Origin of the sequence: Mannheimia granulomatis (genome assembly GCF_013377255.1) — a bacterium.
Classification (GTDB): Bacteria; Pseudomonadota; Gammaproteobacteria; order Enterobacterales; family Pasteurellaceae; genus Mannheimia; species Mannheimia granulomatis.
Map to the genome: position 1 here is coordinate 49,670 of NZ_CP016614.1, position 20,596 is coordinate 70,265.

Below are 20,596 nucleotides of genomic sequence, written 5' to 3' on the forward strand. Positions count from 1 at the left end.
CTCTCACTTCGCAAATAACGAGTGCCAAATCTCCCCTAACCCCTCTTTGCTAAAGAGGGGAATTTTTATTTCACGCAATTCATTCTCAAAGCATTGAATTTATCAAATAAAGGAAAACAAATTATGAACGCACTCCATTTCGGTGCCGGCAATATCGGGCGTGGCTTTATCGGGAAACTTCTTGCCGATGCCGGCGTTTTCGTGACCTTTGCCGACATTAACCAAACCCAAATCGACCAAATCAACCAAAACAAGCAATACGGAGTGAAAATCGTCGGCGATGACAGCCGTGTGGAAATCGTGAAAAACATCGCCGCGATTAACTCCCAAGATGAAAATGCGGTGATCGAGCAAGTCAAAACTACCGATTTAATCACCACCGCCGTCGGCCCGAACGTGCTGGGCTTTATCGCTCCGCTGTTCGCCAAAGCGTTAGTGGCGCGTGTGGAAAGCGGCAACACTCAACCGTTAAACATTATCGCTTGTGAAAATATGGTGCGTGGCACGAGTTTCTTTAAAGCAAAAATTTTCGAAAATCTAACCGCTTGCGAGCAGGAAAAAGTCGAACAATTTGTAGGTTTTGTGGACAGTGCTGTGGACAGAATTGTCCCACCTGCCGAAGCCAACCCTGCCGATCCATTAGAAGTGACGGTAGAAGAGTTCAGTGAGTGGATTGTCGATCAAACCCAGTTCAAGGGCGAGATTCCACAAATCAAAGGTATGGAGCTGACCGACAACTTAATGGCGTTCGTGGAGCGTAAACTCTTTACCCTCAACACAGGGCATTTGATCTGTGCTTACCTCGGTAAACAAGCGGGCGTGCAGTGGATTAAAGAGGCGATTGCGATTGAGCCGATCAAAGCCCAAGTGAAAGCAACGATGGAAGAGAGCGGTGCGGTGCTGATTAAACGTTACGGCTTTGATACACAAGCCCACGCTGCCTATATCGAAAAAATCCTCAAACGTTTCGCCAACCCGTACTTAAACGACGACGTAAACCGTGTAGGGCGTGAGCCAATCCGCAAACTGAGCGAAAACGACCGCTTAATCAAGCCTCTGCGTGGTACGCTCGAATACGGCTTACCGCACGCCAATCTGGTTAAAGGCGTAGTCATGGCGTTAAATTACCGCAACGAAGACGACCCACAAGCGGTCGAATTAGCCGATTTTCTTGCAAAAAACGGTGTGGAAGCGGCGGTAAAAAAATACACCGGCTTAAATGACCAAACCGTTATCGATCATATTGTTGCTTTATACAAATAGTGGTTATTAAACTATTGTGGATTATATAGACAAACTAAACGAGGAACCCACATTAAGAGGGTTCCTCACGCTTGCGAATCAGCTATTTTCCAGCCAAGTCGAACAGCTAATTGAGCGGGTATTTCGCAAAACTGATTTTGCCTTAAAATCGGTGGTGGACTCTTTATTTGAGCACCAAGGTCCTTTAGCTGAACTGTCGGTTCGCTTAAAAGTATTACTTGGGTTGGGCGTGATTTCTCCTAAAGTGTTTGAAGACATTTCACTCTTTCTTGAAGTCAAACAGCATTTATATGAAGAAGAGGAAGAATTCTCTTTTTCGCACCCTGCTGTAGTGCAATTTGTAAAAGATTTACATCATATTGATTTTTTCCCCATCAATGAATTGCTAAAAGGTAAATCCTCGCAGGGTAATAAAGACTCCATGTTATTTCAAATGCAGCAAATGCGTTTAGAAAAAATGATCCGTTCAAGCTTGATTCTTGCTATTACTGAAATTGACGAGCAACTTAATGTTGAAAGTCCGCTGTAATAGGTGGAACTTTCAACTATTTTTTTGATTATCTCGGCTTTTTTCTTTCTTCAAAGAGGTGTAATCTAGCTTAAAGTCTTTTTGAGGATATGGCTATGCAATCGCTTCTCTCTTTTCTTCCCGATTTCTTACAACAACCACTCTTTTGGGTAATGACGTTGCTCGTTTTTGCTATTTGGCAATTTATCCAAAACAAATTGCGGATGGATATTGTGGCATTAATTGTCATGCTCTTTTTCAGTCTAACCGATATTTTATCAGTTAACGAAGTGCTTGCCGGGCTTAGCGATCCAAATGTAGTACTGATTGCTCTACTCTTTATTGTAGGGGAAGGTTTAGTGCGAACAGGTGTAGCAAATCAAGTCAGTGATTGGTTAATGAGAGTATCGGGCGCAAATGAAACGAAAGTATTGATTTTATTAATGCTTTCTATCGCAGGACTTGGCTCATTTATGAGTTCTACCAGCATTGTGGCGATTTTTATTCCGGTAGTATTAGCCATTTGTTCAGGTATGGAAATTTCACCTCGCCGCCTAATGATGCCTCTAAGTATTGCCGGCTTAATCAGCGGAATGATGACGTTAATTGCCACACCGCCCAACTTAGTAGCCCATTCCGAATTAGTAAAAAGTGGTTTTGAAGGCTTTAACTTCTTTAGCTTCACACCAATAGGTCTAATCATTTTAGTGCTGGGAATCGGCTATATGCTGATTGCCCGTCGATGGTTGGATAACGGAGAACAAAATGAAAACCAATCTAGCATCCAAGATTTCTCAATGTCGCATCTTATTGAAGAATATCAGCTGCAAGGTCGAGCAAAAATGTTATTGGTTGAACCGGATTCCGAGTGTGTGGGTAAAACTATCGGGCAACTCAATCTGCGTATTGAATATGGATTAAATATTATTGCTATTCAACGTAACAAACATTTTAGAACTATCACTATCAATGCCTCTGTTAACGAGGTTTTCCAACCAAAAGATATTTTATTGCTTGATACTGCATTAGATGCAGAAACTTATCAACGCTGCTATGAACACTTAAAATTAAAACCGATTGCATTGAAAGGCGAGTATTTTTCCTCCTATGCTAAATCTGTCGGTATGGCAGAAATTTCCGTGATGCCGGAAGCAGAATGCATCGGTAAAACGATTCGCGAACTGAAATTTCGTTCAAAATACCATTTAAGCATTGTAGGCTTAAAACGCAATGGCGAAATTATTCAAGACGAACTTATCGAAACTCCTCTTAAGTTTGGCGATATTTTATTAGTGATGGGTGTTTGGCAACAAATCCGAAAAATGGATAACGATAACCGAGATTTCTTCTTACTTAGATCACCGGAAGAAAGCAAAAAAGCCCCACCGGCATTGAGCCAAGCCCCTCATGCTTTATTTGCTGTTTTTACAATGGTGGTATTAATGATTACCGGCATTGTGCCAAATGTAATGGCAGCACTAATTGCCTGTTTGTTATTAGGAAAATTCCGATGTGTCGATATAAAAAGTGCTTATGAATCTATTCATATGCCAAGTATTGTATTAATTGTAGGAATGATGCCTTTTTCAATTGCATTACAAAAAACAGGCGGGGTTGATTTAATCGTACAATTCCTACTTGAAGTGATGCAAGATTTAGATGTCCATTTTGTATTAATCACCCTCTTTGTCTTTACCGCTGTCATTAGTGCTTTCATTTCAAATACCGCGACTGCGATCTTAGTCATGCCGATTGCACTTGCGATAGCTAAACAGCTTGGCTACTCTCCTGCTCCATTTGCAATGATTGTTGCAGTTTCCGCTTCTGCTGCATTTATGACTCCGGTCTCTTCACCGGTTAATACGATGGTCATGGCACCTGCGGGTTATAAGTTTATTGATTTCGTCAAAATCGGTGTCCCTTTTACCGTATTGGTTATGTTGGTTTCTGTGTTTATTATTCCTATTTTATTTCCACTATAACCCATTACAAGCGGTCATTTTTAGTAAAGAGTTTACTGAAAATGACCGCACTCCAAATGAAAATTTATTTTACAAAATCAGTTTGGTGATCCATACTAATTGCATATAGTCATTATCTACTATCTAATTACTATTCATTAATCTACTTTAAGGAAACGGTATTATGAAAAAATTAGCAAAACTCAGCCTTACATTATTAGCAGTCACCGTAATTTCGGCATGTGGTAGTTCTGGCGGTAGTAGCGACAATTCTAATTCACAAGCAACTCCATCAAAACCGACTGTAACCACTACAGCTCCGACGAAGCAGACAACCACCAATCCAACAACAAAACCTACCACAACGAAACCAACAACATCAACTAGCTCTAGCGACAAAATGGGAACAGCTTTCCGCGTTAACGATAGTAAAGAGTTCGATATTAAAAAAGCCTCAACATATAAAACAGAATTAGTAGTTGACAGTAAAACATTACCTGTAGCTTGGAATGGCATTGTATCGGGTGGATTCACAAAACTAAGCAATGCAACAATCAATGGGGTAACTTATAAAGACTTTACCGTTAGTGGTGCAAGATATTCTTCTGTAAAATTTGGTCATATTGATGGCTACGTATTTACACAAGGAGATGTAACACCAAAAGCTAGTATTCCAACCAGCGGCAACGCAACTTATCTTGTGGATGGTGTTTTTGTTGCAAACGGTAAAACCTCAACTTCCCAAGGTCATAGCCTAAACGTTGATTTTGCGAATAAAACTTTAAATGGTACTATCGCAACTGATGTAACAGTAACAAACGCTAAAATCAGTGGCAATGAATTTGAAGGTAAAGCCGTCCATAATGGTAAATCAGCAGAACTAGAAGGGCATTTCTATGGCTCAAATGCTGCTGAAATTGGTGGAACTTATAGCTCATCGAACTTCTCAGGTGCATTTGGCGGTAAAAAACAATAAATTTTTTATTGATATTTTTTGAAGGCTATTGAAAAATAGCCTTTTTTATATCTCATATATCAAAAATTACTCATTATGAAAAAAACACTTTTTACTTTTTTGGCTCTTTCGACACCTTTTGTATTGGCAGATGATAAAACGCAGCAAATTCAAGAGCAATTAGATAACCAAAGAATGCAACAAAACCGGTATATGGAGCCCGCTGAACATCGCGTTAAGCCATTAAACATAAAGGCTAAAAACCAGGGTAAGAGAGTTTCCATTACTCCTCAGGAGTTATCAAGACAGCCTCAACTGCTTAATTCAGCAATGCTCACGGCATTAGTCATGAATCACACACATAATGTGATATTTTTACGACCTATTTATCAGCAACTGCCTGAAAATGAGCAAAATGAACAGATCTTATTATGGGCTGAAGCAATACAACAAAAATCTGAACGTAACTATTCAGACTCAATTCGCCTATATCGTACGCTCATTGCACAAAACCCACAAAGCCAGCCTATTAGGTTTCAATTAGCTACTGCCTTGTTTGAGAATAGAGAAACCGAAGCTGCAGAAGAACAATTCCGCAAACTCCAAACAGAGCAATTACCGGCAGAAATTGCTCATATTATTGAGCAGTATTTAAACGCAATCAATAAACAGGATAAATGGAATTTTCAAGGCGGTCTAACCTATTTAAATGATCCGAATATTAACAATGCTCCGGATTCAGGCATAACATATAAGGGTTGGACACCTCCCAAAAAAGAATCCGCACAAGGAATTGGCTTTAATTTTGATGCTGATAAAAAATGGTCTTGGGGTAATGGTTTCTTCCATCAATTCCGCCTAAATGGCAACGGAAAATATTATTGGAATAACAAAAAATACAATGAATATTCTTTGCGGGAAAGTCTAGGTTTAGGTTATCAAAATGCGAAGCACAGAATCATATTTCTGCCTTTTTTAGAGCAAATGTGGTATAGCGGTGGTTCAAGCCAAAGCACAAGCACCAAACGTTATTCTAAAGCAGGTGGAATAAATGCCCGCTGGCATTATTGGCTAACACCTCAATGGCAATCGGTGCTGAATTACGAATACGCTGAGCAGCGTTATACACGCCGCAAACATCTAAATGGTAACTATCACTTTGTTGCACCATCGCTTTATTACTATCCTAACAGCCAGCAATATTGGTTTGTTGGTGCAAACTTTAACCGTACCAGCACTAGAGATTTAGACGACAGCTTTATTCGCCGAGGTCTTACCTTAGGTTGGGGCCAAGAATGGAAAAATGGATTGTCCAGCCAATTAAGCGTGAGTTATGCTCTAAAACAATATAGAGGTCCAAACTTTTTCAATATCATACAAAAAAACAAAGAGTACGGTATTCAAGCAAGTCTGTGGCATAGAGCAGTGCATTTTTGGGGAATTACACCACGTTTAACATGGAGTTACACAAAAGTGAAAAGCAACCACCCATTCAATAATTATGATAAAAATCGCATATACCTTGATTTTTCTCATACATTCTAAATTATTACTTGCAAATAAAGTCGCCCCTATAAATGGGGCGTTTTTTATGTATTTGCCAACAACTTCTTCAATCGATACAGCTCATCCAATGCTTGTTTTGGGGTAAGCTCATCGGGTTGAATGGATTTCAAGGCTTTTTCCACCTCACTTTCAGCCGTTACAAGCGGGGGAATTTCATCAATTTCTTGCAAATCAGGCGTAAAAAGTAAATCCGCCTGTGGGTGTTCATTTGCTTGCCTGGTTTGCTGAGAAATTTCCTCTAAATGAGCCAAGCGCTGCTTAGCAAGTTGAATGACCTGTTTTGGCACGCCCGCCAACGCTGCTACCGCCAAGCCATAACTTTTGCTTGCCGCCCCCTCTTGCACCGTGTGCATAAAGGCGATGGTATCGTTATGCTCCATTGCATCTAAATGCACATTTGCCACACCTTTAAGCTGATTCGGAAGACTGGTTAATTCAAAATAGTGAGTGGCAAAAAGCGTGAGAGATTGGGTTTTCTTCGCTAACCATTCCGCACACGCCCATGCAAGCGATAAGCCATCGTAAGTAGAAGTCCCTCGCCCGATTTCATCAATTAGCACGAGACTATAGTCGGTTGCTTGGTGAAGAATATTCGCCATTTCTGTCATCTCCACCATAAAAGTCGAACGCCCTGATGCAAGATCATCACTTGCACCAATCCGGGTGAAAATACGGTCAATCGGGCCGATTTCCGCACTCTCTGCCGGCACAAAACTGCCGATATACGCCATTAAAGTAATCAAGGCAATTTGTCGCATATAGGTACTTTTACCTCCCATATTCGGGCCGGTAACAATCAGCAAATGGCGTTGAGCATTGAGGAAAACCGGGTTGGCAATAAAGGGATCTTTTAATACCTGCTCAACTACTGGGTGTCTGCCGCCTTTAATATTCACCCCACGCGTTGGGCTGAAAGTCGGGCAAACATAATTGAGGCTATCTGCTCGCTCAGCAAGATTAGTCAGTACGTCCAATTCTGACAGCACCAATGCGGCAAGCTGTAATTCTCCCAAACGCGGCATCATTAAATCAAACAACTCATCATAAAGCTGTTTTTCAAGTGCGAGCGAAGCCCCTTTGGCTTTCAGCACCTTATCTTCATAGGTTTTCAGCTCAGGAATAATATACCGCTCGGCATTTTTAAGCGTTTGACGGCGAACATAGTGAATCGGGGCTTTGTGAGCCTGCCCTTGGGAAATCTGAATATAGTAGCCGTGCACCGCATTAAAACCGATTTTCAGCGTATCAATGCCGGTGGTTTCACGCTCGCGAATTTCCAAATTCTCTAAATATTGCGTGGCGCCGTCTGAAAGCTGTCGCCATTCGTCCAACTCAGCGTTATACCCTTCCGCAATCACCCCACCATCTCGAATCAACTGTGGTGGCGTGTCAATAATTGCTCGCTCAAGTAAAGCGTGTAGATCACCAAAATCCGCAATTTGAGCCAATAATTTATCGAGACTAGCGGTTAAATTTTGTGAATTTTTTGCAATTTCAGGTAATTGAGCTAACGCTGTGCGTAAACGAGTGAGATCTCGCGGACGTGCCGAACGCAATGCGACACGAGCTAAGATTCGCTCCATATCGCCGACTTGTTGTAATAACGGCTGCAATAGCTCAATTCGCTGATTTTTAATGAGCGAAGCAATAGTTTGCTGCCTTTCTTGCAATTTGGCACAATCGCGAATCGGTTGATGAATCCAACGTTTCAATAAACGACTTCCCATTGGGGTCACGCATTTATCCAACACATCAGAAAGCGTGTTTTCCGTACCACCGGCAAGATTTTGGGTAAGTTCTAAATTGCGACGGGTGGCAACATCTAACAGCACCGTATCGCTGTGTTGGGAAAGGTGAATTGCATTAATATGTGGCAAGGCGGTGCGTTGTGTTTCTTGTGCGTAATGTAGCACACAGCCCGCAGCACAAAGGGCAACAAGGGCTTTTTCCACTCCGAATCCGGCAAGGCTTTGTGTACCGAATTGGCGGTTTAACAGCTGAATAGCAGTCACGAGCTCAAATTCCCACACCGGACGGCGGCGTAAGCCTTTGTAATTGTTCAAAATTGAGGCTGCCGAGAAATCTTCAGGGTACAAAATTTCCGCAGGCTGCACACGTTGCAGTTCCGCCGATAACGCCTCTTTCGTTGCTAATTCACTAATTAAAAATCTGCCCGAAGTCATATCAAGGGTGGCAATCGCAAACACGCCTTTTTCTTCATAAATTGCCGCCACTAAATTGTCTTGACGTTCAGGTAAAAGAGCCTCATCGCTGACCGTGCCGGGGGTTACAATTCTCACGACTTTCCGCTCAACCGGACCTTTGGAGGTGGCAGGGTCGCCAACTTGCTCACAAATTGCTACCGATTCCCCCAATGCAACCAATTTCGCTAAATATCCCTCAACCGCATGGTACGGCACACCTGCCATTGGAATCGGCTCACCCGCCGACTGCCCACGCTTGGTTAAAGAAATATCCAACAACGCAGCTGCTTTTTTTGCATCATCGTAAAAAAGCTCGTAAAAATCGCCCATTCGATAAAAAAGAAGAATGTCCGCATTTTGAGCTTTAAGTTGCAAATATTGTTGCATCATTGGCGTATGAGTCGAAAAATCTTGTGTCATCAGTCAGTTAATCCGCTAGAAATCATTGCCGCTAGTGTAACAGATTCATAAGATGGAACAAACAAGCGGTGTTTTTTCACAGAAAATTTACCACCGGGTAAACTAGTAATGCCTAAATTTTTTGCTAGAATACGCAAACTATTTCTAATAAGGTTTAATCATGTTAAGAAAACTATTATTACTTTCTACCGGCTTTTTAACGGTGGCTTGCACCACCCAAGAAACAAAAATAGAAACCGCATTTCCGGGCGAATTTGCCAATGCCGATTATGTGCTTGCAGACGCCGATGCAAAAAAATGGGTAATCGCAAGCGAACAAGCGAAACAATGTATTTACCCCAATTTAACCCGAATTCAGCAAGAGCATTTTTCAAAAGAAGATTCTTACATTTTCTCGCAATATGTGTTTTTCTATCCGCTTGAAGAGATCATTGGTGAGCAGTATGTAAAAATTATCCAAAATGATGAAAAATCAATGGGTTATGCTCAATATTTATTTAAAAAACTGAAAACCAATGAAACGGTTGAAGCACTACCGAAAAAACAATGTGCAACCTTGCGTGCTAACGCAAAAAATGATTTAGCGGTGGTGAAAGGACAATATCAAAGCGGAATGATTGAAGATGAAAAAGCTCAAGAAGGCAAAGCATCAGGCCAGAAAGTAGCCACCGATGATAACAAATTCTTCTTCGACATCATCAAATGGGGCAGTGCACTATTACTCTAATCTATCAACAATACAAGCGGTTATTTTTTTAGTAAAAATAACCGCTTGCTTTTTTGTCCGCAGTTAATTGTAAATTCAATGAACTTTATTAAATTGGTAAAGTCTTAAAATATAGTTTTTTTCAATAATTTACCCTCTTTTTTATTTTAAGGATTTTAAATGAAAGCATTAAAAACATTATTAGCATTAGGTGTAGCAATGACAGTTTCAGCAACTTCATTGGCAGAAAGTAATAACTCATTATCAACACTTAAAGCAAATGCAACTGAACAAATGAATGCAACCAAAGCAGCCACTTCTGAAAAGGCTGCTGCAGTAAAAGCGACTGTAGCTGAAAAAGCTAATGAGGCTAAAGCGAACGCCGTTGCTACAAAAGAGAGCCTAAAAAACAAAGCTGAGTCAATGAAAGATTCTGCCGCTGAAAAAACAGAAGCAGCGAAAGAGAGTATGAAAGCAAAAACCGACTCGGCAAAAGAAACGGTAAAAGCCAAAATGGACTCAGCGAAAATGGCTACTACTGAAAAAGCAGCGACCGCACGTGAAACCTTAAATTCTGCCAAAACAACAGTAACTGAAAAAACAAATTCGGTAAAAGCAACCGTTGCAGAAAAAACCGGTACAGTAAAAAAATCACAAAAAGTAAATATCAATACGGCAAGCGAAGAACAACTGCAGTCATTAGCCGGTATTGGCGAAGTGAAAGCAAAAGCGATCGTGGAATATCGTAAAAAAGCCGGAAAAATTAAAAATGCGGCAGAACTTGCCAATATTCCGGGTGTTGGCGATGCAACTATTGAGAAAATTGCACCTTATTTAACATTCTAAAAATGGTAGGGGCGGGTTAAAACCCGCCCTTTGATTTATTTGGTAATTTGCCTTTTGGTTATCGGGCGAGTTAACACTCCCCTACACATAATTCTTCCGGTTCATGCCATAGTTTCGCAAAATTATGCAAAAAAATGACCGCTTGATCATTCCCCACCTTGTATTTCACAAATCTGCCCCCATAACTGGAAAGTATTCATTCAATACTCAACGTATTTACACAAAAAAGGAACAAACAATGGCATTAGATTTCAATTCAGTTGCATTAGACTCAGTAGAAGCAAAAGGCGGTTACGGTATCGGCTTACAAATCGGGCAGCAACTTTTAGGCAGCGGTATGGATGTAAACGCAGAAGCTGTTGCACGCGGTATTTATGATGTATTAAACAACAACCAACCTGCTATCGACCTAAACGAAGTCACCGCAGCATTACAAGAATTGGGTCAGCGTGCAGAAGCCGCTCAAGCGGAAGCATTCAAAGCAATTGATGCGGAAAACAAAGCATTCTTAGAAGAAAACAAAAAAGCAAAAGGCGTTGTGGTAACCGAAAGCGGCTTACAATATGAAATTTTAACCGAAGGCACCGGTGAAAAACCAACTGCAACTTCAACCGTGCGCGTACACTACACAGGTTCATTAATTGACGGTACTGTATTTGACAGCTCAGCAAAACGTGGTCAGCCGGCAGAATTCCCGGTAAATGGTGTAATCCGTGGTTGGACAGAAGCGTTACAATTAATGCCGGTTGGTTCAAAATGGCGTTTAACCATTCCACAAGAGCTTGCTTACGGTGAGCGTGGTGCGGGTGCTTCAATTCCACCATTCGCAACCTTAATTTTTGAAGTAGAATTATTAGATATTCTATAATCGGCTAAAAATCATAAAGCCCTGTGAATTCAACTCACAGGGCTTTTGGACATTTAATACAACGAAACTATTAATGAATCAGAAAAAATCACTCATTACCCGATTTCTCAAAAATATTTTTTTATACGGCAGTTTATTTATCATTCTCAGCTTTATGGCGGATTGGTACAGATCACCCTCAGCACCACCACAATTTGAGCAAAAAGTACTATACGATATTCACAAACAGCCGAACATTATTGCCCAATTAAGTCGCGGCAAACCAATGCTGCTCTATTTTTGGGGAAGTTGGTGCAGCTATTGCAAATTTGTATCGCCCAATATCCAAAAGCTATCCGAAAACGGTACTGAAGTGTTAGGAGTAGCACTTAAATCCGGTGATGATACCGCAGTGAGAACTTATCTAAACGAAAACAGTTATACATTTGCTACTATTAACGATCCGAACAGTGAATTTTCTCAAGGCTGGGGTATTCAAGCCACACCGACAATTTTAATTATCCAAGACGGTAAAATTCGCCACTATACTACAGGCTATACCAGCTACTTAAGTTTGAAAATGAGGCTTTGGATTTCAGGACTACTACCATAAAAAAACCGTCTTAAAAATCAATTGCTTCGGTAGTATAAATGCAAAAAATCGCTAAAAAACAACCGCTTGTATCATCATACCAAGAAAATCACCGGCACTAAATTCATTGTAATTACCGTGGTAATGGATAGAATCAAACGGGATGAACCAAAAATAAAACCGCGGTTTTTGCCGTTGTCAAATTTCACCAATAAATTCGCCATTGCGGTTAAAGCAAAGACTTCTACCACGGTAAAAATAACAGTGTAAATATAAGCAGCAGTTAAGGTTGCTGCTTCTACCGCAATAAACCAAGGTAAAATAATGGCCAGAGCGAGCAAAGGTGAAACCCAAATTAACTGTTTTTTCGTTAAATTAATCTTACGAGAAAAAGAAGATTGCAAACTCACAGTTAAAACACCGTTGATAAACAAAGCAATCGGCGAATGCTCAGGGGCATTTAGTACCTTATCAAACAAATAAGGGAAAATAATAAAATAAGACGATGCCACACTCAGCGGCACGAATAGCATTAAATGAGCAAACAAAAAATCTTTAGTAATGATTTCCTTAATTTGAGCCAAACGAAATTTCACACCGCCACTTACCCCCTCTACCGAAGAGAAAGGCTTTATCATAAAAGCAAATAAAACGGCTTCTAAAATAAAGCAGATCCAAATTAACGTTTCAATCATCTCAAATTTTATAAACGGAATAATGATAAGCGGAGCAAGCATGGAAGACATACTTGTCACTTTCAGATATTTTCCCTGTAATCGCGTTTTGGCAGCATATTCATCGCCGGCAATAGCTAACAAACAAGCTCTGGCGTTGGTGCCGAATAAACAACTCCCCAAACCAAAACAGGTGGTTGCCATCAGCAAGATCAGGTAATTATCGGCAGCCAAAAACAGCATATAGGCGATAACATCTAACAAACAACCCAACAACATCATTTTCGCCAAACCATAACGATCACCCCAAATACCCGCAAGAATCGCCAATGCTTGATTACAAAACAGCAATAACGAAAGCGAAAAAGCAATTTGAGCGTTATCTAACCCTTTTCCTTTCAAATAAAAGAAAAAAACACTCTGCATTGAAAAAAATGCGGTGGTGGAAATAAAGCGGCGAAGAAGTAACAGTTTTTCTAAAGACATGAAATTGAGGATTGAATTGTTTAAATAAAGAGCGGCTATTCTACTCTTTCAGCGAAAAAGGAGCAATCGCCTTTTGTTTTACCTTTTCGCTTGGTTTCGGTATCATAGCGGCTATCAAAAGTGGCATAGTTTTTGCAAAATTTTTTGAAAATATGACCGCTTGTAAACTAAATTTAAGGACAAAAAATGAAAGATACCATTGTTGCACAAGCAACACCGATTGGTCGCGGAGGCGTTGGCATTTTAAGGGTTTCCGGCCCATTAGCGGAAACCGTTGCCGAGGCAGTATTAGGTAAAAAACTACAGCCTCGCTTAGCAAATTACTTACCGTTTAAAGATGAAGACGGCACCGTGCTAGACCAAGGCATTGCATTATTTTTTAAAGCACCAAACTCTTTTACAGGCGAAGATGTATTGGAGCTACAAGGCCACGGTGGTCAAGTCATTTTAGATTTGCTGATAAAGCGAATTTTACAAGTTAATGGCATTCGCATTGCCCGTGCAGGTGAATTTTCCGAACAAGCTTTTTTAAATGATAAGCTCGATCTCGCTCAAGCAGAAGCAATTGCCGATTTAATTGATGCCACCAGCGAACAAGCGGCACGCTCAGCATTAAAATCACTACAAGGCGAGTTTTCCAATAAGATCAATCAGCTTGTAGATTCAGTTATTTACCTCCGTACCTATGTGGAAGCTGCTATTGATTTCCCTGATGAGGAAATCGACTTTTTAGCAGACGGTAAAATTGAGAGTAAATTAAATGAAATTATCAACCAATTAGACGGCGTTCGCCGTGAAGCAAAGCAAGGCTCAATTCTGCGTGAAGGAATGAAAGTAGTGATTGCCGGTCGCCCAAATGCCGGAAAATCCAGCCTTCTCAACGCCTTAGCCGGACGGGAAGCGGCAATCGTCACCAACATTGCCGGCACCACCCGTGATGTACTGCGTGAGCATATTCATATTGACGGAATGCCGTTGCATATTATTGATACTGCTGGGCTGCGTGATACCGGCGATGAAGTCGAACGCATCGGTATTAAACGAGCATGGGATGAAATCGCCCAAGCAGACCATGTGTTGCTAATGATTGATAGCACCGAACAACAAGCGGATCAATTCCGTAGCGAATGGGCGGATTTCTTAGAAAAACTGCCGAAAAATATCCCCGTAACTGTGATTCGCAATAAAGTGGATTTATCCGGCGAGTCGGAGGGCTTAATTCAGGTGGACGATTTCACCATGATTCGTCTTTCTGCTCAAACCAAAGTCGGCATTGATTTATTGCGTGATCATCTTAAAAAATCGATGGGCTACCAAAGCTCAACGGAAGGTGGATTCTTAGCTCGCCGACGCCATCTACAAGCATTAGAAACTGCTGCGACCCACTTAGAGCGAGGTCACGTTCAGCTTACCCAATTCTTCGCCGGCGAATTGCTGGCAGAGGAGCTGCGAATGGTGCAAAATGCGTTAAGTGAAATCACAGGGCAATTCACCTCAGATGATTTATTAGGTAACATCTTCAGTTCTTTCTGCATTGGTAAATAAGATGAGTCTATTCCACCACTTCCAAACACAATGCCAAACGTACCTGCCGAATACAAACTGTTTTCTGGTAGGCCTAAGTGGTGGAATGGATTCCGTAGCACTTCTTCACCTTTTCTCTCGTACCAGCTTTAAAGTTCGAGCAATTTATATCCACCACGGATTAAGCCCGAACGCTGATCATTGGGCAGAGTTTTGTGCACAATACTGCAAGCGGTTAAATATTCCTTTTATTTTGCAAAAAGTCGACGTGGATAAATCAAATGGCATTGAAAACGGTGCAAGAACCGCACGCTATCAAGCCTTTAAGCAACATTTAAACGAAAATGAAGTGATTGCTACCGCTCACCACTTAGATGACCAAGCGGAAACCTTTCTGCTTGCCCTTAAACGAGGCAGCGGCATTAAAGGCTTATCTGCAATGCAGGCGGTCAGTTTTTTGCAAAATTTTACCGTTTTTCGACCGCTATTAAACTTCAGCAAAGCAGAATTAGCCGAATATGCCGCCCAACATAAACTTAGGTGGATTGAAGATGAAAGCAATGCCGATAGCCGTTTCGACCGCAATTTTTTGCGAAATGAAATTCTGCCTAAGCTCAATCAACGTTGGCAACATTTTAACGAAATGGTGGTTCGTTCAGCTCAACATTGCAGTGAACAACAAGCCTTGATTGAAGAACTGTTAAGCGATGAACTCCAGCAAAGAATGGGAGAAAAACAGCAGTTATCCATCGTTGGTTTTGCCGATTTTTCACTCGCTAAACAGCAGCAACTTGTGCGTTTATGGTTAGAAAAATGCGGTGTGCCAATGCCGAGCAAAGCCCAATTACAAGCGGTTATTTTTGAGCTAATTTTTGCAAAAGCCGATAAAAACCCGCAATTTAAAATGGGTGACAAAGTGCTTAGACGTTATCAACAGGCGATTTTTATTACCGAAGAATTAAAAGCTATCCCACCTTTTGAAATGGTATTGAGTACAGAAACAGAGGTGGAATTGCCCTATCAGCTCGGCAAAATTATTCGCCATAATCAAGAGATAATCTGCAAAAAAAACGGAAAAAACAACCGCTTGTTATTACCGATTGAGCTTGCCGATTCCTCCCTTTCTCTCATTATCGGACAACAAGGTAAAGTAAAATGCTACGGCAACCCCCATCGGGAAGAGATGAAGAAAATTTGGCAAGCTTACGGTGTACCTGCTTGGGAGCGAGATCGCACACCGCTTATTTTCTGGCAAGATGAATTGATCACCTGCCTTTCCTAACCTCTCGGATGAAAGGCTTTGTGGATCGATTTCAAACGGGCTTTTGCTACCTGAGTGTAAATTTGGGTGGTTGATAAATCACTATGTCCTAATAACATTTGCACCACACGCAAATCCGCTCCGTGATTCACTAAATGCGTAGCAAAAGCATGACGTAGAATATGCGGCGAAAGTTTATCACCATCAATACCTGCCAGGCTGGCGTAATATTTAATACGGTGCCAAAAGGTTTGTCTTGTCATCTGCTGCCCTCGTCTGCTTGGAAACACAACATCCGACTGCTGATTGTTCAGTAATATAGGGCGAGCATATTGGAAAAACTCCTGTATCCAATAATTAGCCTCTTCACCCAGTGGAACAAGACGTTCTTTATCCCCTTTACCGATGATCCGAACCACACCTTGCTTTAAACTAAGATTATCTGTTGAAAGCGAAACTAATTCCGTTACACGCAAACCTGTCGCATAGAGTAGCTCTAACATCGCTTTATCACGCAACTCAATAGGGTCTAAAGTATTCGGACAATCCAATAAATCCATCACCTGCTCCTCACTCAATGATTTCGGCAAATGCGCAGCTTTTTTCGGTGATATTAAGGTAAGCGTGGGATCATCTGTACGATAACTTTCAAGATATAAAAAACGGAAAAATTTTCTCAAACAACTCAACATTCTAGCAGAACTGGTTGCTTTATAACCTTGCTCTAAACGCTCTCCAAGAAAGCCTTGTAAATCAATATGATCTACCGACAGAAAAGCCTTAGGTTGGGTAAAATAGTCAGAAAAACGTTCCAAATCCGAACGATATGAAGCAACGGTATTTTCAGACAAACCATGCTCTTGCCATAGAGAATCAAGGAATTGTTCAATAATAGGATCAAGTTCAGCCATACAAGCGGTTAAATTTAAAAGAAATTTTGCAAATTTTAGCAAACTTTGGGCTATAAAAACAAAAAAACCGATTAGTTTGTACTAATCGGTTCTCATAAGAAATATAAGTGGCGGAACGGACGGGACTCGAACCCGCGACCCCCTGCGTGACAGGCAGGTATTCTAACCAGCTGAACTACCGCTCCGCAATATATGGAGATTATCTAAAATAATGGCAGGGGCGGAGAGGCTCGAACTCCCAACACCCGGTTTTGGAGACCGGTGCTCTACCAATTGAACTACGCCCCTAAAATTTTTCTATATTTATCTAGCACTAAAGCGAGTGAAAACTCGCTTATTAATAAGTGGCGGAACGGACGGGACTCGAACCCGCGACCCCCTGCGTGACAGGCAGGTATTCTAACCAGCTGAACTACCGCTCCGCGAATAAGGACTTAGCAATGCCCTACTCTCACATGGGGAAGCCCCACACTACCATCGGCGTTACTGCGTTTCACTTCTGAGTTCGGAATGGAGTCAGGTGGAGCCACAGCACTATTGTTGCTAAGAAAATTCTTTTATTATTTAGTTAGCCTACTCATCAAATAGGCTAAGTAAATAAAGCCTGATGTTGCCCTACTCTCACATGCGGAATCCACACACTACCATCGGCGTCACTGCGTTTCACTTCTGAGTTCGGTATGGATTCAGGTGGCACCACAGCACTATCGACATCAGGAAAATCTTCGATGATTCAGACTTTCTTCGTCTTTACTTTTGTCTTTCTAAATTGTTTTGTTTGTTCTTTACTTTCTTCGGCTTTTGCCTTTAATTCGAAACAAGCTGTTTATTCTGAGTTGATTTGTTTAGTTTCTTTTGTTTAGTTTCTTCGCTTTCTGTCAAAAACACTTGAGCGTTGTATAGTTAAGCCTCTCGGGCAATTAGTATAGGTTAGCTCAACGGCTCACACCGCTTACACACCCTACCTATCTACGTCTTAGTCTTAAACAACCCTTACCAACTTATAGTCGGGGAGAACTCATCTCAAGGCAAGTTTCGTGCTTAGATGCTTTCAGCACTTATCTCTTCCGCACTTAGCTACCCGGCAATGCGTCTGGCGACACAACCGGAACACCAGGGGTGCGTCCACTCCGGTCCTCTCGTACTAGGAGCAGCCCCTCTCAATTCTCCAACGCCCACGGCAGATAGGGACCGAACTGTCTCACGACGTTCTAAACCCAGCTCGCGTACCACTTTAAATGGCGAACAGCCATACCCTTGGGACCTACTTCAGCCCCAGGATGTGATGAGCCGACATCGAGGTGCCAAACACCGCCGTCGATATGAACTCTTGGGCGGTATCAGCCTGTTATCCCCGGAGTACCTTTTATCCGTTGAGCGATGGCCCTTCCATTCAGAACCACCGGATCACTATGACCTGCTTTCGCACCTGCTCGACTTGTCTGTCTCGCAGTTAAGCTTGCTTATACCATTGCACTAACCTCACGATGTCCGACCGTGATTAGCAAACCTTCGTGCTCCTCCGTTACTCTTTGGGAGGAGACCGCCCCAGTCAAACTACCCACCAGACACTGTCCGAACACCCGATTAGGGCGCCTCGTTAGAACATCAAACGTTAAAGGGTGGTATTTCAAGGACGCCTCCACACAAACTAGCGTTCATGCTTCAAAGGCTCCCACCTATCCTACACATCAAAATTCAATGTTCAGTGTCAAGCTATAGTAAAGGTTCACGGGGTCTTTCCGTCTAGCCGCGGGTACACCGCATCTTCACGGCGATTTCAATTTCACTGAGTCTCGGGTGGAGACAGCCTGGCCATCATTATGCCATTCGTGCAGGTCGGAACTTACCCGACAAGGAATTTCGCTACCTTAGGACCGTTATAGTTACGGCCGCCGTTTACTGGGGCTTCGATCAGGAGCTTCTCTTTCGATAACACCATCAATTAACCTTCCAGCACCGGGCAGGCATCACACCCTATACGTCCACTTTCGTGTTTGCAGAGTGCTGTGTTTTTAATAAACAGTTGCAGCCAGCTGGTATCTTCGACCGGTTCAACCTTCGTGTGCAAGACACTACAATCTACGCCGGCGCACCTTCTCCCGAAGTTACGGTGCTATTTTGCCTAGTTCCTTCACCCGAGTTCTCTCAAGCGCCTGAGTATTCTCTACCTGACCACCTGTGTCGGTTTATAGTACGGTTTAGTGTAACCTGAAGCTTAGTGGCTTTTCCTGGAAGCGTGGTATCGGTTACTTCAGCTCCGTAGAGCCTCGTCATCACTTCTCGGCGTTAAAGAAGACCGGATTTGCCTAGTCTTCACACCTACCGGCTTAAACAGGGATTTCCAACACCCTGATAACCTAACCTTCTCCGTCCCCACATCGCAATTACACCAAGTACGGGAATATTAACCCGTTTCCCATCGACTACGCTTTTCAGCCTCGCCTTAGGGGCCGACTCACCCTGCCCCGATTAACGTTGGACAGGAACCCTTGGTCTTCCGGCGAACGAGTTTTTCACTCGTTTTATCGTTACTTATGTCAGCATTCGCACTTCTGATACGTCCAGCAAACCTCTCGATTCACCTTCTTCCGCTTACAGAACGCTCCCCTACCCAACAGTCTTTCGACTGATGCCGCAGCTTCGGTGCTATATTTTAGCCCCGTTACATCTTCCGCGCAGGCCGACTCGACTAGTGAGCTATTACGCTTTCTTTAAATGATGGCTGCTTCTAAGCCAACATCCTAGCTGTCTAAGCCTTCCCACTTCGTTTCCCACTTAATATAGACTTTGGGACCTTAGCTGGCGGTCTGGGTTGTTTCCCTCTCCACGATGGACGTTAGCACCCACCGTGTGTCTCCTGAGTATCACTCTTCGGTATTCGCAGTTTGCATCGGGTTGGTAATCCGGGATGGACCCCTAGCCGAAACAGTGCTCTACCCCCGAAGGTGTCCGCTCAAGGCTCTACCTAAATAGATTTCGGGGAGAACCAGCTATCTCCCGGTTTGATTGGCCTTTCACCCCCAGCCACAAGTCATCCGCTAATTTTTCAACATTAGTCGGTTCGGTCCTCCAATTAGTGTTACCCAATCTTCAACCTGCCCATGGCTAGATCACCGGGTTTCGGGTCTATACCTTGCAACTCAAACGCCCAGTTAAGACTCGGTTTCCCTTCGGCTCCCCTATTCGGTTAACCTCGCTACAAAATATAAGTCGCTGACCCATTATACAAAAGGTACGCAGTCACAAACTTACGCTTGCTCCCACTGCTTGTACGTACACGGTTTCAGGTTCTATTTCACTCCCCTCACCGGGGTTCTTTTCGCCTTTCCTTCACAGTACTGGTTCACTATCGGTCAATCAGGAGTATTTAGCCTTGGAGGATGGTCCCCCCTTCTTCAAACAGGATTTCTCGTGTCCCGCCCTACTTATCGTCAGCTTAGTACCACAATGTCATTTTCGAGTACGGGACTATCACCCTCTATGATTTGGCTTCCCAGCCAATTCCTCTAACAACTCTGCTATCACTGACAGGCTCCTTCGCGTTCGCTCGCCGCTACTAACGAAATCTCGGTTGATTTCTTTTCCTCGGGGTACTTAGATGTTTCAGTTCTCCCGGTTTGCTTCACACAGCTATGTATTCACTGGGTGATAGTAGATTCTTCATCTACTGGGTTTCCCCATTCGGATATCTTGGATTAAACGCTTCTTATCAACTCATCCAAGCTTTTCGCAGATTAGCACGTCCTTCTTCGCCTCTGATTGCCAAGGCATCCACCGTGTACGCTTAGTCACTTAACTATACAACCTCAAATGTTTTCATTTAAACAAATCAAATGAATTGATTTGAAGCGATATTATTCAACTAAACA

The 20,596-nt window shown here is 42.4% G+C and carries 14 protein-coding genes, 3 tRNA genes and 3 rRNA genes; 11 read left to right on the plus strand and 9 right to left on the minus strand.

Annotation, left to right across the window (positions count from 1 at the left end; all coding sequences use genetic code 11):
• Positions 1-123: 123 nt before the first annotated feature.
• The 5 genes from A6B41_RS00250 (at position 124) to A6B41_RS00270 (ending at position 6,232) form a co-directional block, all read left to right on the plus strand.
• Entirely contained in the window at positions 124-1,263 is a 1,140-nt protein-coding gene (locus tag A6B41_RS00250; protein WP_027073950.1) for a mannitol-1-phosphate 5-dehydrogenase, read from the plus strand.
• Between the two features lie 13 nt (positions 1,264-1,276).
• Positions 1,277-1,792, plus strand: a complete 516-nt coding sequence (locus A6B41_RS00255; RefSeq protein WP_027073951.1) for an MltR family transcriptional regulator — start codon at positions 1,277-1,279, stop codon at positions 1,790-1,792.
• Between the two features lie 95 nt (positions 1,793-1,887).
• The gene (locus A6B41_RS00260) at positions 1,888-3,753 is read left to right on the plus strand and encodes an SLC13 family permease (RefSeq protein ID WP_027073952.1); all 1,866 of its coding nucleotides are present in this window, start codon (positions 1,888-1,890) and stop codon (positions 3,751-3,753) included.
• A 163-nt stretch (positions 3,754-3,916) separates the two neighbouring features.
• Positions 3,917-4,708 (plus strand): Slam-dependent surface lipoprotein, encoded by a 792-nt coding sequence (locus A6B41_RS00265; RefSeq protein WP_027073953.1) that lies wholly within the window; start codon positions 3,917-3,919, stop codon positions 4,706-4,708.
• A 75-nt stretch (positions 4,709-4,783) separates the two neighbouring features.
• Positions 4,784-6,232, plus strand: a complete 1,449-nt coding sequence (locus tag A6B41_RS00270) for a surface lipoprotein assembly modifier (protein WP_027073954.1) — start codon at positions 4,784-4,786, stop codon at positions 6,230-6,232.
• Between the two features lie 44 nt (positions 6,233-6,276).
• On the opposite strand, the gene mutS is transcribed toward A6B41_RS00270, so the two are convergent.
• Complete coding sequence (gene mutS / locus A6B41_RS00275) at positions 6,277-8,877, minus strand: DNA mismatch repair protein MutS (RefSeq protein WP_027073955.1); 2,601 nt, start codon at positions 8,875-8,877, stop codon at positions 6,277-6,279.
• Between the two features lie 160 nt (positions 8,878-9,037).
• Here mutS and A6B41_RS00280 point away from each other — a divergent pair, with 160 nt between their 5' ends.
• From A6B41_RS00280 to A6B41_RS00295, 4 genes are all read left to right on the plus strand, one after another.
• Positions 9,038-9,604 carry a DUF5358 domain-containing protein gene (locus tag A6B41_RS00280; protein ID WP_027073956.1) on the plus strand — a complete coding sequence of 189 codons (567 nt, stop codon included), beginning with the start codon at positions 9,038-9,040 and terminating at the stop codon, positions 9,602-9,604.
• Between the two features lie 159 nt (positions 9,605-9,763).
• Positions 9,764-10,429 (plus strand): helix-hairpin-helix domain-containing protein, encoded by a 666-nt coding sequence (locus A6B41_RS00285; protein WP_027073957.1) that lies wholly within the window; start codon positions 9,764-9,766, stop codon positions 10,427-10,429.
• A gap of 238 nt (positions 10,430-10,667) precedes the next feature.
• Positions 10,668-11,297, plus strand: a complete 630-nt coding sequence (locus A6B41_RS00290; protein WP_027073958.1) for an FKBP-type peptidyl-prolyl cis-trans isomerase — start codon at positions 10,668-10,670, stop codon at positions 11,295-11,297.
• A gap of 73 nt (positions 11,298-11,370) precedes the next feature.
• Positions 11,371-11,889: a protein disulfide oxidoreductase gene (locus A6B41_RS00295; RefSeq protein WP_027073959.1), complete on the plus strand. Its 519-nt coding sequence runs from the start codon at positions 11,371-11,373 to the stop codon at positions 11,887-11,889.
• Between the two features lie 74 nt (positions 11,890-11,963).
• On the opposite strand, the gene A6B41_RS00300 is transcribed toward A6B41_RS00295, so the two are convergent.
• Positions 11,964-13,028, minus strand: coding sequence for an MFS transporter (locus A6B41_RS00300; RefSeq protein ID WP_027073960.1), 1,065 nt, complete (start codon positions 13,026-13,028; stop codon positions 11,964-11,966).
• A gap of 186 nt (positions 13,029-13,214) precedes the next feature.
• Here A6B41_RS00300 and mnmE point away from each other — a divergent pair, with 186 nt between their 5' ends.
• Both mnmE and tilS read left to right on the plus strand, forming a co-directional pair.
• On the plus strand, positions 13,215-14,573 hold the full coding sequence (gene mnmE / locus A6B41_RS00305; RefSeq protein ID WP_027073961.1) for a tRNA uridine-5-carboxymethylaminomethyl(34) synthesis GTPase MnmE: 1,359 nt from the start codon (positions 13,215-13,217) through the stop codon (positions 14,571-14,573).
• Position 14,574: 1 nt separating this feature from the next.
• Complete coding sequence (gene tilS, locus A6B41_RS00310; RefSeq protein WP_027073962.1) at positions 14,575-15,834, plus strand: tRNA lysidine(34) synthetase TilS; 1,260 nt, start codon at positions 14,575-14,577, stop codon at positions 15,832-15,834.
• On the opposite strand, the gene xerD is transcribed toward tilS, so the two are convergent.
• The 7 genes from xerD to A6B41_RS00345 form a co-directional block, all read right to left on the minus strand.
• The gene (gene xerD / locus A6B41_RS00315; protein WP_027073963.1) at positions 15,831-16,724 is read right to left on the minus strand and encodes a site-specific tyrosine recombinase XerD; all 894 of its coding nucleotides are present in this window, start codon (positions 16,722-16,724) and stop codon (positions 15,831-15,833) included. The two genes, tilS and xerD, sit on opposite strands and share 4 nt — an antisense overlap.
• Before the next feature lie 108 nt (positions 16,725-16,832).
• Positions 16,833-16,909, minus strand: a tRNA-Asp gene (locus A6B41_RS00320).
• A gap of 27 nt (positions 16,910-16,936) precedes the next feature.
• A tRNA-Trp gene (locus A6B41_RS00325) sits at positions 16,937-17,012 on the minus strand.
• A 57-nt stretch (positions 17,013-17,069) separates the two neighbouring features.
• Positions 17,070-17,146 (minus strand) — tRNA-Asp (locus A6B41_RS00330).
• A 10-nt stretch (positions 17,147-17,156) separates the two neighbouring features.
• Positions 17,157-17,272, minus strand: a 5S ribosomal RNA gene (gene rrf / locus A6B41_RS00335).
• Positions 17,273-17,326: 54 nt separating this feature from the next.
• A 5S ribosomal RNA gene (rrf, locus tag A6B41_RS00340) occupies positions 17,327-17,442 on the minus strand.
• A 181-nt stretch (positions 17,443-17,623) separates the two neighbouring features.
• Positions 17,624-20,525 (minus strand): 23S ribosomal RNA (locus tag A6B41_RS00345).
• Positions 20,526-20,596 lie beyond the last annotated feature (71 nt).

Coding starts and splice junctions, on each gene's coding strand:
- A6B41_RS00250 (WP_027073950.1), top strand. CDS start 124: ATGAACGCACTCCATTTCGGTGCCGGCAATATCGGGCGTGGCTTTATC.
- A6B41_RS00260 (WP_027073952.1), top strand. CDS start 1,888: ATGCAATCGCTTCTCTCTTTTCTTCCCGATTTCTTACAACAACCACTC.
- A6B41_RS00265 (WP_027073953.1), top strand. CDS start 3,917: ATGAAAAAATTAGCAAAACTCAGCCTTACATTATTAGCAGTCACCGTA.
- A6B41_RS00270 (WP_027073954.1), top strand. CDS start 4,784: ATGAAAAAAACACTTTTTACTTTTTTGGCTCTTTCGACACCTTTTGTA.
- mutS (WP_027073955.1), bottom strand. CDS start 8,877: ATGACACAAGATTTTTCGACTCATACGCCAATGATGCAACAATATTTG.
- A6B41_RS00280 (WP_027073956.1), top strand. CDS start 9,038: ATGTTAAGAAAACTATTATTACTTTCTACCGGCTTTTTAACGGTGGCT.
- A6B41_RS00285 (WP_027073957.1), top strand. CDS start 9,764: ATGAAAGCATTAAAAACATTATTAGCATTAGGTGTAGCAATGACAGTT.
- A6B41_RS00290 (WP_027073958.1), top strand. CDS start 10,668: ATGGCATTAGATTTCAATTCAGTTGCATTAGACTCAGTAGAAGCAAAA.
- A6B41_RS00295 (WP_027073959.1), top strand. CDS start 11,371: ATGAATCAGAAAAAATCACTCATTACCCGATTTCTCAAAAATATTTTT.
- A6B41_RS00300 (WP_027073960.1), bottom strand. CDS start 13,028: ATGTCTTTAGAAAAACTGTTACTTCTTCGCCGCTTTATTTCCACCACC.
- mnmE (WP_027073961.1), top strand. CDS start 13,215: ATGAAAGATACCATTGTTGCACAAGCAACACCGATTGGTCGCGGAGGC.
- tilS (WP_027073962.1), top strand. CDS start 14,575: ATGAGTCTATTCCACCACTTCCAAACACAATGCCAAACGTACCTGCCG.
- xerD (WP_027073963.1), bottom strand. CDS start 16,724: ATGGCTGAACTTGATCCTATTATTGAACAATTCCTTGATTCTCTATGG.